Below are 14,382 nucleotides of genomic sequence, written 5' to 3' on the forward strand. Positions count from 1 at the left end.
TTTCTCCTGTGTGGTACATCAGCTTTCATACTCCCATTTCGGGATGACGCAGCCTTTCGGGCCGGGAGCGGTCTGCTTACCGTTCTCATCGAAACGTGTTTCACAGGCTGTAGTCAGTCTGCCGTCTTTCCAGATGCCGCTGCTTTTGACCTTGCCATCCGGGTAATAACACGCGCTTTCGCCCTGACGCAGCGCGCCCTGATAATCTTTGTACTCTTTGCCATCGACCACTAAACGGCTGAATCCCTTAGCGCGACTAATGCACTGCATCTGACCGTTAGGGTAATAGCTGATTTGGGTGTAGCTGTCGTCGGGGCCGATGCGTGTTTCATCCTGGCGCTGACCATTGGCGTACCAACTGTTATTGGTTTGCTGTCGGTTAAACAGATAATCGGCCTCGGTGAGCGGGGAGCCGTCAGGATTGAAGGTTTGCTGTTTGCCGCAGTAGCCACGACCGCTTAGCGACAGAGGGCAGTAGTTGCGCTCGGTGATTTTGACTCCGGCCGCGGTAAATTCCTGCATCAGACCGACTTCATAGCCATGATCGAGGGTGGATACGGACTTCGGTTTGCCGTCGGGGAAATTGTAGACATTCAGGCCGTCGAGTTTGCCATTGCGGTACCCGCGGTCGGCGCGCACAGTGGTGCCATCGTCGTAATAGTCGATTTCACGGCCATCCAGTTTCCCCATCACATAGTCAGCCTGATAAATCCGTGTGCCAGCTGCGTTAAATTTCTGATATAGGCCGTCAGCAAGATTATCTTTGTAATGAATGATTTGCATCAGCTTGCCGTTTTTGTCACTCCAGCGCAGTTCACCCTGTTTTACGCCCGCGACCAGTTCGACCTGCTGAATCTCGCCGTCGCCCGTCTTTAGCTTCCACATACCGTTAGCCACGCCTTTCACGAACGGGCCTTCGCCGTTTTCAGTGATCCACATGCCTTCGGGCTGGTCATCGACATAATCGCCCTTCGAACGCAACACGCCCGCCAGACGGCGCTCGCTCGGACCCTGGCGTTGACCATTCTGATACGTATCGAAACCGCTCAGCTCAGGGGTTTCGCCATCCATGCCGTCGGTTATCTCCCAGCGGCCTTCGCGCTCATCGTTTTTCATCAAGCCCGTCGACGTTTCTTGCTGATCGCTGAGAGTCCACTGACCTTGCTGATGTCCCGCGACATAGTTGCCGGAACTGGCAAAGTTCTCGCCGACGGTCACCCATTTCCCGCTGGGAATGCCTTTTTGGAAAAATCCTTTCACTAAACCATATTGCTTCGAGTAATAGACATAGGGTCCATTCTCGCTGCCGCTGAATTTACTGGGATCGGCTTGCCAGCTGATGGCGGTAACACGAAATTCAGGTTTGTCGCTGTCTTCCTCACGCCGGTAAGTCGCGGTGAGAAATAAGCCCTCTTTTTCGGCAAACGTTTTTTTATAAGCGTAGACGTTGTCTGCGGGCTGTTTCGCCGCAGTGGAAGGCGTGCCATCGTCAAGATACCAGCCGACAACTTTGCCCTGGGTAAAGTCGATATTATCGAAATCGGGGTTGCCGAACGTAGGGTATTCCGCGCTGTAGTCATAAGGTGGAAGCTGGCCGAGTGCGCGTTTTATCAGCGTGGCATTGAGGTCTTTGTTGTTGCGTACCAACTTATCGAGAACCGGTTGTAAACTCTGAACCGGAATATAGCTGCCGTCATCTTCAATATAACGCCAGCTGCGCAGGGCGAACTTGCCGTGACTTTTACTCAGCACCAGCGTGACCTGACCTGCCTTATCTACGTCGGCATAAAATACGGATTCGATGGTGGAGTCGGGGAAGGTACCGAGCAGGTGGGGAAGATGATCGACACTTTGGTCTTCTTCACTACAGAAGCAGTAATAGCCTTTTACGGCCTTATTTTCCTCAATAAAGACCAAAAGGGCGCTGCTGTAGCGCGCGCCCGAGATTATCGGATGCGCCAGCGTTTTACCCTCGTAAAACGGAGGTGGCGTGTCGTTGGAAGCCGCAACAGCGTTGCTTGCCAACGCGCTCAAACTTAACAGCATTATGCCCAACAGTGACTTAATCGCTCTCATTCCCTGACCTGCTCATTTGAAAAAGAGCGCTTAGGTTACATGAAATGTTTCTGACGGTTAATTTTATGTTGAATCAATTCTTTGAGAACGTCCCGGCAACGGTCAGATTTCAAGGGCTCAGCCTTTTGTCACTGCATTTACAGCGACACGCCTGTGCGAATTACAGTGAGGGGCAGCACCTAATTTAGTATCGCAGCGGCAAGTGGGAAATTTCTTTCAGAATACCGTTATCTATCTTCACGTAGCCGCCCTGTTTTAATTGCGCCAACACTTTCATAATTGTGCTGCGCGACAATTGTGTTTTTAGTTGTATGTAATTTGCTGCAGCGATATTTTCGCGAATTTCCGCCGGTTCTTTTATCAGCTCAAGCAGCTGGAAACGCAGAATTTCATAGGAGGTGGGCGCTGTGAGCTGGACGTTTTTTATGTAAAGAAGATTTGTCAATCGGGCAATGTGCTTGGAAAGATCTTCCCATAACCCGAGATTTTCGATTATTGCCTGCATATCATCAAACGCAGCGATGGCAATTTCCGATTCAACCTGCGTTTTTATATACATTTTTGCGTCTTCAGGGATGGCGCCGCCAATGCCGATAATACCTGGCAGAGAACAGGTGCCTATCAGCACTTCGTCGGCGTGATGATACAGGCTGCACCAGCCTTTACGGATAAAATAACATTGCGGCTGACCGTCGATACGGATATACAGACGTTTCCCCGGTGGGATCAGTAGGAAGATTTGTTCATCCGTATTAATGATGGTTCAGAAGTGAGTTATCTGCCGCTTGAGGAAGCGAACAAAATTATTGAGCGGGAAAATTTGTGGAAAAATCTGGCCTGGATGTTAATTTACTCTGCAACGCGCGTTTATGATCACTGTGCAAAAATATCAGCGTTATCTTCCTATGAAATCATTTGTTATCAGTTGTATGAACTGATGTATGAAACAGAAGAATTGAGAAATAGTATCAGCATCGTTTCCTATGTCATGAACCGTACGTTTCTTTCGCGTAGTAGCATTATGAAAATCCTGGCACAGTTAAAAACTGGTAATTATATCACCATGGAAAAAGGGATATTGAAGGCGATAAATAACATTCCTTCGAGATATTAAGCCGTTTTGCTGTAAAGCACTGTCTGAGAGCGACATTAAAGCGGACGTCTCGATTTAGCGACTACAACCTTTGTTTAGGCTGGTTTTAAATGTCCGCCTTTTGGCTAAGTTAAAATGTCCGTCTGATAAAGCACCGTCTGGTTTAGCCAGGTTTGCCAAAGATGGATTCTGACTGCGTTTGTAATTGTGTGAGCGCGTCCAATATATCGCCCTGATTCAGCGAGCGCTGAGACTTCTTGCCCGGTGATTTTTTTCTTCTCGGTGCTTCTCCATCCTGACGCGGCAGCGCCTGCGAGCGCGTGTTGTCCCGCTGTTCCTGCACCAGTTTTATCATCTGCAGCGTCCGGCCCAGCCGCTTGTTGTCCACGATGGCTCCCTGATCAATGTCTCCCAGCCGGTCATAAGTGGTAAAGGGCAGGGAAGTCCCGTTTGCACGCAGCTCAATCGTGCCATTCGGATATTGCCAGACCTCTGCGTATTTTCCCTGAAAACGGCGACTGAGTTCATTATCCTCAAGTAAATACAATACCTTATCATATTGTAATGTCAGGCTTTTTGAGATGCGGCGCGGTTCGCGCCATGTGAAGATAGCATCCAGATCATCCTCTCGTTCCAGCGGCCGGTGAACGTCAAAGTCATGGCGCGGCGGTTTGGCAAAACGCCGGTTGTAGTCGGCCATATATTCATCGGCAAAGGCATTGGCGTCCTCCGGTGTGCTGATATTCCTCAAACGCAGCTCCTTTACCAGACGATCCTGCAACGTAAGATGTGCGCGTTCAACGCGGCCCTTAGCCTGGCTGCTGTTGGCACAAATCCCCGTGATGTTGAGACTCTCCAAAGCGCGACCGAACTGAGTCTGGCCAGAACCGCCGTGAGCGTGCGGGTTATTTATGCGAAAAACGCTGGCCTTATCGCTGTAAAACGCCAGCGGGCGTCCATGGCGTTCAAGATAGGCGCGGGTGGCATTGAAATAGCTGAACGTGGACTCGCTGTGGACAAAGCTGAGCATCATCAGCCGGCTGGTTGCGTCATCGACGTAGACCAGCAGCGTGCAGGCGGGAGCGCGATCCTCGAACCAGTGATGATCACAACCATCAATCTGAACCAGTTCACCGGTGCAGGCCCGCCGATAACGGGGCTGATGAATTTTAGGCGCCCGAAGCTTCCGTGGGATCCATAATCCTGACTGGGTCATGAGCCTGCGGACAGTCTCTTTAGCAAGGACAAGATCGTGCTGTTCGGCCAGCTTCTCGCAAGCCAGCGTAGGTCCAAAATCCGCGTAGCGTTCACGAATGATGGACAGCGCAAGTTCTGCGATCCCGGGCTGAAGCTGATGATTACCGCGCATGCCACGGCGGCGATTGGCGACCGAAAGCGGACCTGACTGCCGGTAACGTTCGAGAAGACGACGGCAGTGACGGTCCGTGATATTAAGTCGCAGCGCGGCCAGACGTGTGGTCAGCCTGTTATCAATGACATCCTGCAAAATCTTGAGGCGGTTAACTTCATTCATCGTGAAAAACTCCGAACCGTGTGCCGTCATCAGTCGTGTCCTCAGCGGATAAAACACCTGGAACCACGACAATAAAACGGACATTTGAAAATAGCCAGATCCGGACATTTCAATTTAGCTGCTACAACCTTGGTGCGCATAATCATGATTATGTTAAATATGATATCTGAGGTGTTGTTTACGACTAAGTTCTTCCGTGCAGTCATCCGTTGCTAATGATGGATCGGCAAGAACCACATCGAGGTGCTTTATGAGTATTTTTATTTTAAATTACGCATTTCATCCCAGGCACGGTCGCTAGTTAACACTGTTAAAATGTACCCACCCCCCATAATAATTACTAGAACGGCTACTGCAATGAGTATTGAAAGCAATAAGGAAGGAAATTCACCGAATAATCCCAAACCAACAAATAGCGTAGACAATGTGAAGAAAGTTGCATAAATACCACTAAACATCGGTATGAAGTGGTCTTTCATCACGGGTTCTGAGGGTTCATTAGGCAGTTCTGGTGATATTTTTATCAAGCCAGCTTGGTTTCGGTCTGATGCTGCTAAAAGCTGTGCCCCTTGAGCATACATAACTGCATCAGATGCAGCAGCAAGTGCTAGCCATGCATAACCTTCCGACCTTTTCCCCAGTGATAATTCCAGTTCTAATCTGTTTTGTGCAGCTCTGCCATCATCTAATGCTTTCAATAAAGGGTATTTCTCAAGCCGAGATAAACCTGTGTGCCAGAGTGTTTTAGGTATTGAGTCAGTGCTATCTTCTATCTCTAAGTATACTGAGGTTGATTTGTTTATATCGCTACTATCTGTCATTGGTTGAAACAGATATACAGGGTGTTTATTATTTTGCTCTGTGTAGTCACTACAGAAATAAAAGGCACTGGCTGTTTCCATACATTCAGATTCTGTATCACTGTTTACATCGCATATAATTAACATATGTCGGTAGCGATAAGTTTGGTTAGAATCTGAAATCATCGTATTAATGAGGGAGTAATTCGGGCATTCATTCAACCCAATCATTTTACGATTCCCAGAGGCTTTAATATCAAATTTTGCGATTATTGAATTTATATCGTCTCCTGTAGACTCATCCCCTGCCCTAACCCAATAAGTGATATCAAAATCTGGGTATTTTTTTAAGGTTTCTGCCATTGGTGTCAAAAGCTGGCTCAATACTTGCTGTATGCGAGTCGCTTCAAATTCGTCGATACCAGTGGCTATCTTAACGGGGGTTTTAGGGGCTAGCGGAAATTCCCCCTCGAGTTTCAGCATTTTGAGTGCTAGATCATTGACGGGTGATACAAGAGACCATGCAGCGATTTTTAAGTGCTGACTTGCATAGCTTTTCAAGCTAAATTTTTGCCAGTCAGCAATTAATTTCTTTGATTCTTCAAGATGGTATTCGGCACTTACAAACATGCACAGAACTGAGATTACTGAAGTTACGATTAAAATAGGGAACACCACGGAATCAAATATAAATACCGCATCGACATGTTTTTTATCTGGCCATGTGCTGGCTCTTATCAATAGGCTGATTCCAATAACTAAAATGTAAATTATTAGGAAAACCAACCAGGGCACTTTAAAGTCGCCCGCTCCCTTTTGAGGTGGGTATAATTTCCACACCATTAGGCTACTCCTGCTATGGTCAGAGTTGATCTCATGGCACACCCGCAAGCTGCCTTGCATCCATCTATAGCCACGCCCCGGTCGTTCATTGTCCACGAGTCGTGGCAACCAACGATCGGATAGGTACCCTGATGTAATTCACAGAATACGGTGTCACCTTTCAGTGCTACAGGGATATCCATGAACGTAGACCCCGATGCAGAGATAACTTGGCCGCCATTCTCCAGTGGGTCATTTAAACGGATCACACCTAACATGACTATTTCCCTTTTCCTGCATTTATATCGCAACGCATATGGTCCCAGCCCTTATAATTCTTCACTTCAGGGACTTTATCAGGAAGACCCTGATAGTTGGTTTTGTACTGCGCAGTATCATGTTCCAACCCGCGTTTAGTTAAGTAAACTGACCCCCATGCCCACCCCGGAAACTGAGCTGTCAGGACATGTTGCGCACCGTCTTCGGTCGTAAATGGAATTCCCGGCCCTCCGGGCTGAACTCTCGGATCTTCGAAGGGCTTTGAAGACATATAGAGGCTTTTCTTGGTGAGTAAAAAACCTTGGTCATTTACAACCGTGAAGGAAATTACATCCTCCTGTGGAGGCGCATTATCACCCTTAGGCTCATTAGGGCCGGGGGAAGCACCTACGGGCTGCCATGTCTTACCATAGTCTTTTGAAGCACTCAGGCCTCCGGGCCCACTATGCCACCACGGAATAGCAATATACTTTTCGGAAGGATGTATGTATGTCTCAGTGAAGATCCGGTAAAATTGAAAAGCTACCTTGTAGTGGTCAACAAAAACTGGCCACAGCTTTAGAGTTTTTCCAGAACAATCGTTCTGATTCATTCGGCGTCAAACCACCATTATATTGATGAGGTCTGAGCTGGCTGTAATATCCTGTGATGTAATTCGTTATTGCCGTGCTGGCTTCGCTAAAATTCGCGTAGCCATTATCCGGTACCCACTCTGTTTTCAGGCTTCTGAAGAACCGTTCCATTGGACTGTTATCCCAGCAATTTCCCCGGCGACTCAGGCTTTGCTTTATCTGATATCTCCACAGTAACTGTCTGAAATTCCTGCTGGTATAGTGACTGCCTTGATCCGAGTGATACAGTAAATTAGCCGGTTTTCCCCGTGCTTCCCAGGCCATCGACAGGGCTTTACCTGTCAGTGCGGAATCAGGGAAAAATGACATCGCCCAGCCAACCGGTTTACGGGAAAACAGATCAAGCACAATGGCTAAATAAGCCCAGCGCTTACCTGTCCAGATATAAGTCACATCACCGCACCAGACCTGATTAGGCTCTGTTACTGCAAACTGGCGTTCCAGATAATTAGGTATCTCTACGTGTTCCTTAGACGCCTTCTTATATCGATGGCCAGGCTGCTGACAGCTGATGAGATTAAGTTCTTTCATCAGCTTTGTTGCCCGCCAGCGGCTCAGTTTTACGCCTTTGGTGGTGACCATCGCGGCAATATTACGTGCACCTGCGGAACCATTACTTTCGCGATAGCTTTCACGAACAAGGCCCAGTAATGCCACGCGTGCGGCATCAGGCTTCTTTGGCTGCCGCCAGTATTTATAGCTGCTGCGATGAACCCCAAACACGTTGCACACAACGGCAACAGGAAACCGCGCCCTGAGTTTCTCAACTAATGAGAACTGTTCAGGGAGTCTGACATCAAGAGCGCGGTAGCCTTTTTTAATATATCCCTTTCCATTTCAACGCGTTGGAGTCTTTTCTTCAACTCACGTATCTCAATCTGCTCAGGTGTCATTGGTGAAGCTATGGGTGATTTCCCCCCTCGCTCTTCTTTCAACTGCCGGACCCACTTGTCCATCGTGGATTTACCGACATTCATTGCCGTGGCAGCGGCGGCAACGGTGTAATGCTGATCGAGTACAAGCTGGGCGGCTTCGAGGCGAAACTCGGGGCTAAAATTGCGTCTGTTACGTCCGGTCATAATGTCACCTGTTTTGACTATGAGGTGATGATATCACCTCTATTCAGGTGGCCAAATTCACTATGCCACTACAGAGTGCCCCTTCGCAGTCGTATCCGGTCAGTTCGAGAAAACGGTGGTCATCAAAACGATAAACAACCTGTGTGGGTGCCTGTTTGGCCTGGCAACCTATAACAGTTAATGCCATCAATATGGCCGATATTTTAAAAAATCCATTTACGCTTTCCATCATTCATTCTCTTTTCCGGCGTTCATATCGCAACGCATATGATCCCAGCCCTTGTAGTTATTCACCTCTGGCACTTTATCTGGTAGACCCTGCCAGTTGGTTTTGAGTATTTGAACAGTATCAACAAGGCCTCGTTTCGTTGAGTACACCATGCCCCATTTCCAACCATCAGAGCCGGGCTTAATTACTTGAACTTGGCCATCTTGCAGGGTGTGAGGAATTCCCGGCCCACCGGGCTGAACTCTCGGATCTTCGAAGGGCTTAGAAGACATATAGAGGCTTTTCTTGGTGAGTAAAAAACCTTGGTCATTTACAACCGTGAAGGAAATTACATCCTCCTGTGGAGGCGAATCCATACCATCGGGCTCATTCGGTCCCGGGGAAGGCCTTGCTGGCCGCCATGTTTGACCATAGTCTTTAGAAACTGAGACACCACCATGTCCAGTATCCCAGTTAGGAATCGCTATATACTGTTCAGATGGATGTATATAGGTCTTGGTGAAAATCCGAAAGAACTGAGATGTGATCTGCGAGTGAATTCCTCTCTGGCTGTCGGTATACCAGAGTGCCCCTTCGCAGTCGTATCCGGTCAGTTCGAGAAAACGGTGGTCATCAAAACGATAAACAACCTGTGTGGGTGCCTGTTTAGCCTGACAGCCTAAAACAGTCAATGTCATCAACATGACCGATGATTTTAATAATCCCTTCATTGCTTTATCCCTGTTATTTCATTTGGTAGTCGTTAAGCGGCTTTGGCATATCCCATTGTAAATTTGGAGTTTCTTCATTATGGATCTCGGGATATCTTGCTGGTTTTACTTTGGTACTGTTGTAATACGCATTGACCACACCAAAGTCACCCGTTGGCAAAGTATCATCCGGCTTGTTCATAAAGAATTTTGTATATGCATTATTGAGTTTACCTGTCTGATAGTAGTCTTTAGCAGGACCGAATTTATTCTGAGCGTCTCGCCAGTCTGCTCGATGAAGCAGGTCCATCCAGAACTCTCCCCATTTAAAGTCAAAAGACTTGCATTGCCCTACGGCCAGATCAAAGGCCATGGCGTGAGACGGCGTCAATTTACTCATGACAATTGAGGAGTGCTGGCTATAACCCACCGGGTCAGCTTGCTTCCATTCCTTTTCCAGCTCATCACGCGTTTTCAGCCATGTCAGCTGCAACTCTTTAAAATCTTTCGTGCCGGTGATAATGCCTTTGACCATTGTTTTGCCACGGTCGGCACTTTCTATCGCCAGTTCCTCATTTGATAACACGTGACCCACAGGCCATCGATACTCGTAGTTATTCAAAGCATAGGTTGCCGTTTTCGTCCTGCTGATGGCCCCGGCTTTTGCCGAGTACGATATAGATTGGTCTGGGCCGTCAGGGTCTACGTGGCCTGAATATGGGATATCACAGGTTGCGGGATCCTCGTCAGGATGATTCCCTTCACCCATGAGGGTAAAGGTGAAGGTTTCAGGCAATTCTTCGCCGTTGATAATGACGTCATTAAAGTCATAACTGGCGTTCATGCCCGGGGTGGTTTTGAAATCTCCTTTTTGTGCGGCCGGAAGTTTAAAGGGTTGGCCATCAGGAGCTTTGCCTACCTCACCATGCTGGTAGAAAACTCTCTGGTAGAGATTGGGAATACCCGTCGCGATATCTTTAGGGACCCCACGCCAACCGAATCCTTTGATGTTCTGAAGTGAAACCGTGCCATCAACCGGGCAAAAGTAGTTATAGACTTTGCCATTATTGTTGCGGCTGTAGCGGGGGTCACTCCGCCACTTATTTTTGTCATCCTTTTGCAGGGCGCAGAGTTTTTCCAATGCTTTGATCTCTTCTTCCGAGTGCTGTCCGCCTTTGTATTGGGTTGCCATCAGATTGCAGAAGTTTTTAAAGGTTTTCTGACGAGCCTTATCAGTCTGATGATGCCCCTCCTGAAGGTTTTCACTAAAACGACTTTCGAGTGAATACGGGGAATGATTGAGGATCACGCAGTTAGCGGGCTCCGCACCTTGTTTCTTGACCAGCATATTGGCCAGCATAGTGATAATTGTCCCCTGACTGTGGGCGACAATATTGATCACATCTTGCTGTGTTTCCGCATTGTTTCGGATTTGTAGAATCAAATCTGCCAGCCGTTGGGCTGCAAAGAACTGATAGATTCGGTGCGGGTTATGGAAGATAGGATGGGTGAAATTGCCCCCGTTCATGTATAGCGTGCCAAAGCCGGCGGCGGCAACCACCAGACCGTTAGAACCCGGCCCTAACATATCCGGGATATTGGTGGTGGCATTAGCGAACGTCCCACCGTTTTTGGCAAAATTCACATCAAGGGTATTTTTGAAGCAGTCATTCTGAAATTTAACCGTATTGCTGCCGTCATTACCCATTGCTGCCATTTTTTGTGGGTCATTTTCCTGATACGCGTCATAGGGTAAGTGCGCACCGTTGCTGAGTTTACTGACCTCTTCACGATATCTTTTTTGGTCTGCTTTCCATTCATCATGCGTGACCGGTTTGTAACCCCAATAGAACGGGATCACCGGCGAACGGCCAGGAACTTTAATTTTCTTCTGTGCATCCTCACCTTGCTGCATCAGGAAGTCTTTCCATTCGTGCGGGTATAAATCTGTTCGGTCGAGGCGCTTATTAAGGCCTTCGATGATACCTGTTTCCTGATTCTGGTAGGCCTCCCCTACGTCATTAACACCGTGGATGAGAATAACAATGCAGGGCATCGGACGGGGTACCGCGACATTACAGGTTTGGGCTTCGATGCCGTGAGCCTCGTGGACTGGGACAACGTTGTCAGCGACCACACGCTGGCGGTAAGGGCTGGTTTTAGTATCTGCCATCAGAGAAGTTCCATCTTATAGGTATTCAGGTCCACCGAATCAAACAGGGCTGAGTGCCCTTCGGCATCCGTTACCCCTTCCAGAATTTCGCCCGTTTCGCTCTTCAGGCGGAATTTTTGTTCAGGCAGGCCTTGTTCCGGGTTGTCAGCCGCATGAAGTTTGAATCGGCGTTTAAACGCACCATTTTTGAATGCAGGCACCGTTGTTTTGACACTTTCTGGTCCCTTAAACGCCAGATTAGGGCCTTTAAGGTCAATCCCCGTCGGCGAGAATATCTCCACTGAACCGTCAGCGTTAATGCGGATACCACCACCACCACAGGTCAGTTGGATCCCCTGTTTGGCACTGACGTTGGTTTTTCCATCGGTACTGGTCAGGGTAAAATCCTGATGAGACAACAAGTGCATCCCGCCTTGCTGTGCCTGAGCTACCACATCACCGGCACCGGCGATCATCTGTATGCCGAGTTTTCGGGCGAACAATGAGATTTTATCGCCGACAGCCAACGAGAACTTTTTCAAGACACTGATACTTGCATTACTGCCCGACGTTGCGACCCAATCCTTCCCGGCTGATAATTGAAGGGTCGAGGGAGTTATATGGGCCTGTCCCGCGTCAGAGTAGGCCAACATAGCGGGCCCGGTTAAGTGGTCCAACACCTTCTGTAAACTCTGTTGTGATTGGGTATCTACGGAGCTGGCTCCCGCCGTCGTGGCACATTGTTGCAATGTCTTTGCCAGCGCTAAAGCACCTTCCAGAGAGGCAATGGCAGCGGCCATATCTAATTGTTGCCCCTGAGCCCGGGGTTGTGCTTCGGTAGTCAGCAGGAGCCCTTTTGCCCCACGCAACGATACCCAGTGGTCTGTACGGCCCTCTAACCCTTCGCCGCGCTTCTTGCGTTGGCTATCCACCATATGGCCCGTATTAAGCTGGGATTTGCCATATTCAGTTGATAACTTGATGTGTTCTTGATCCCGTTTGTCCTCGAGTCTGATTTTGTTGAAAGAGGGAGTGCGGATGACGTTGCGGGTATCGTTGTACATCGTAACTAAATCGGGGTGTCGACCATCATGAAGTACGTGGGAGATAAACGGCCTGTCAGGGTCTCCGTACTCAAAGGCAATCGCGACCTCAACGCCTTCAAGCAAAGGAAAATGCATCCCATACGTATCACCCGCGTAAGGTCTTCCTAGCCGGACGAATGCGCTTTCGTAGCCTTTCTTCTTTTCATCTAAATCAAAATCAAATTTAACAATGTAGCGACCCAGCTTATCCGTGCTGGCATAGAGTCCATTTTGCTCTCTGATCGAGACTCTGGCGGGTAATGTCCCCGCAATCACAGGCCCGGGGAGCCGCTGCGGACGGAAACAGTAGTTTTCGCTGTAAGGGATCCCGTGCAAGGTTGCAATAAAGTGCTCTCCCCGACTGCCGCTGACCTCAGTCCGGCAAACAACAAACCCACGTTTGAACCCGTCAGAGACATTTCCCTCAGGATAAAACATCCAGCCGGGAGATAACGACGGGTCGTTTGTTATGGCCGAAAATACGCTCTGGTCGTTAAGCAAATTTTCATGGCGAATACGGGCGTTGAAAGTGGCGCTGTCGCTTTCCCTCGCATAGATATCACCTGTAGAAAGGTGGTTATCGGCATAGTGATATTCACGTCCGGATTTGATGCTATCGGGTATATTGGGCACATGAACTGATTTTTCAGCACTGTGAGTAAACGGGTCACGATAGTTATAATTGCGAGACAACACACTGTCAGGTATGACGAAATAGGATTCCTTCAGTTCTGTCACGTACTCATTGGCACTTGTCATCCCTGAATTGCGGACGTAGGGAATTTTATTTTCACTGAATATATATCGGCTATCTGAGTCGCCAAAGACGGTGATCACTTCTGTGTGAATTTTGGGGTGGTTTTCAAATCGAAACCAAATACCGACTTCAGAAAGAAGGCGGAGGATAAACTGGAGATCCGTTTCCTGCCATTGTATGACCATCTCGCGTGCAGAATAGGCATAGATTAATTTATCAAAGTCAATTTTGTAGCTTTCAATCTCCCGGTGTTCCAGCATGACTTGTTTAACTAAGTCCGGGACCGAAACATTGAGGTAAACGGCAGATTTCTTGGTTTTGTTCAGTAAGGCCAGTTCGTGTTCTAACATGCACTCATATACCGCCTCATCAGGCGAGGAATCGATGCGTGCAAAAGAAGTGATAATGCCGTTTACCTGTTTTAACTGGTCCCATTTCGGGTCCGTATCCCAGGATTTGTGCGGGTTTGGTGCTCTTAGAATAAAACTGGCGTTGCAGTTGAGCATCTCATTGAGTGGGAGATTTTGGCGGGTGCAGCTGAATTTAATGGAGTAACAGTAAGGCTGGCTAAGACATTCAGTAGCAGTAAATGAAATGACATCGGCATCAATATTACTATTGTGCTGGAAAGTGAGTAGGTACCGATTAAGTGTGTCATTCTCCTGAACGGCTTCATGTTGTGCAGGTTTAGGCATAACATCTTCCTTGAAAGTTAAAGTATAAAACCACACAAAGAGTACAACTTTGAAGTGGAGAAATAAATCAGACTTGCAAGTTATAATAGTCTTTACCTGCTCCTGGCCCCTAATAGTAAAGGGCAGCAGTTTATGGTATGAATTATCTGATTAGTCTTTGCACACAGAACAAGAATATTCTTAATACACAGATGTTTCAAAATGTCCCAACCGATTTTAAATTATGACCGTTGCGAATGATTTTAACTGGACCTTAATCAAATCCAGTTAGGCAACAGGCCACAGTTTTAAAAGAAATTTACGAAAAATCTGACACGCACCTGAGTGGCAAAGTAATTTTCACGGTGTGATAAGATCGAAAACAATAGCTAATCTATCGTTCATATGAAATATAAAAATAAATGTATATATAATTGTATTAATATTGAGGTTACCTATCATTCAAAACTATGATATCGAC

Annotated in this window: 11 protein-coding genes and 1 pseudogene; 1 reads left to right on the forward strand and 11 read right to left on the reverse strand. The window is 47.7% G+C overall.

Translation table 11 applies throughout. The features are described 5' to 3' along the window. Positions 1 to 18: 18 nt before the first annotated feature. Both I2123_RS22650 and I2123_RS22655 read right to left on the reverse strand, forming a co-directional pair. Positions 19 to 2,046, reverse strand: coding sequence for a toxin-antitoxin system YwqK family antitoxin (locus tag I2123_RS22650; protein ID WP_244879949.1), 2,028 nt, complete (start codon positions 2,044 to 2,046; stop codon positions 19 to 21). A gap of 214 nt (positions 2,047 to 2,260) precedes the next feature. Then, positions 2,261 to 2,704 (reverse strand): helix-turn-helix domain-containing protein, encoded by a 444-nt coding sequence (locus tag I2123_RS22655; protein ID WP_244879950.1) that lies wholly within the window; start codon positions 2,702 to 2,704, stop codon positions 2,261 to 2,263. Positions 2,705 to 2,815: 111 nt separating this feature from the next. On the opposite strand from I2123_RS22655, the gene I2123_RS22660 reads away from it, so the two are divergent. Beyond that, positions 2,816 to 3,190: a helix-turn-helix domain-containing protein gene (locus I2123_RS22660; protein WP_213052848.1), complete on the forward strand. Its 375-nt coding sequence runs from the start codon at positions 2,816 to 2,818 to the stop codon at positions 3,188 to 3,190. 142 nt (positions 3,191 to 3,332) lie between these two features. On the opposite strand, the gene I2123_RS22665 is transcribed toward I2123_RS22660, so the two are convergent. The 9 genes and pseudogenes from I2123_RS22665 to I2123_RS22705 form a co-directional block, all read right to left on the reverse strand. Then, positions 3,333 to 4,733 carry an ISNCY family transposase gene (locus I2123_RS22665; RefSeq protein WP_213050626.1) on the reverse strand — a complete coding sequence of 467 codons (1,401 nt, stop codon included), beginning with the start codon at positions 4,731 to 4,733 and terminating at the stop codon, positions 3,333 to 3,335. A gap of 230 nt (positions 4,734 to 4,963) precedes the next feature. Further along, a complete protein-coding gene (locus I2123_RS22670; RefSeq protein ID WP_213052849.1) occupies positions 4,964 to 6,346 on the reverse strand; it encodes a hypothetical protein in 1,383 nt (460 codons plus the stop codon). After that, the gene (locus I2123_RS22675; protein WP_213052850.1) at positions 6,346 to 6,603 is read right to left on the reverse strand and encodes a PAAR domain-containing protein; all 258 of its coding nucleotides are present in this window, start codon (positions 6,601 to 6,603) and stop codon (positions 6,346 to 6,348) included. The genes I2123_RS22670 and I2123_RS22675 overlap by 1 nt, the downstream gene beginning before the upstream one ends. A gap of 2 nt (positions 6,604 to 6,605) precedes the next feature. After that, the gene (locus I2123_RS22680; protein ID WP_213052851.1) at positions 6,606 to 7,196 is read right to left on the reverse strand and encodes a T6SS immunity protein Tli3 family protein; all 591 of its coding nucleotides are present in this window, start codon (positions 7,194 to 7,196) and stop codon (positions 6,606 to 6,608) included. Next, a protein-coding gene (locus I2123_RS22685; protein ID WP_112169525.1) for an IS3 family transposase occupies positions 7,141 to 8,315 on the reverse strand; the annotation gives its coding sequence in 2 pieces (ribosomal slippage) (positions 7,141 to 8,057 and positions 8,057 to 8,315; 1,176 coding nt in all). Before I2123_RS22685 ends, I2123_RS22680 begins: the two co-directional genes overlap by 56 nt. 73 nt (positions 8,316 to 8,388) lie before the next feature. Further along, positions 8,389 to 8,502 (reverse strand): annotated as a pseudogene (locus tag I2123_RS25840) (T6SS immunity protein Tli3 family protein); the annotation flags it as partial. Positions 8,503 to 8,543: 41 nt separating this feature from the next. Beyond that, the gene (locus I2123_RS22695; RefSeq protein ID WP_213052852.1) at positions 8,544 to 9,254 is read right to left on the reverse strand and encodes a T6SS immunity protein Tli3 family protein; all 711 of its coding nucleotides are present in this window, start codon (positions 9,252 to 9,254) and stop codon (positions 8,544 to 8,546) included. 13 nt (positions 9,255 to 9,267) lie between these two features. Next, positions 9,268 to 11,406, reverse strand: coding sequence for a T6SS effector phospholipase Tle3 domain-containing protein (locus tag I2123_RS22700; RefSeq protein ID WP_213052853.1), 2,139 nt, complete (start codon positions 11,404 to 11,406; stop codon positions 9,268 to 9,270). Continuing rightward, a complete protein-coding gene (locus I2123_RS22705; protein ID WP_213052854.1) occupies positions 11,406 to 13,922 on the reverse strand; it encodes a type VI secretion system Vgr family protein in 2,517 nt (838 codons plus the stop codon). Before I2123_RS22705 ends, I2123_RS22700 begins: the two co-directional genes overlap by 1 nt. Positions 13,923 to 14,382 lie beyond the last annotated feature (460 nt).

The organism is Rahnella inusitata, from assembly GCF_018288855.1.
GTDB classification, from domain to species: domain Bacteria; phylum Pseudomonadota; class Gammaproteobacteria; order Enterobacterales; family Enterobacteriaceae; genus Rahnella; species Rahnella inusitata.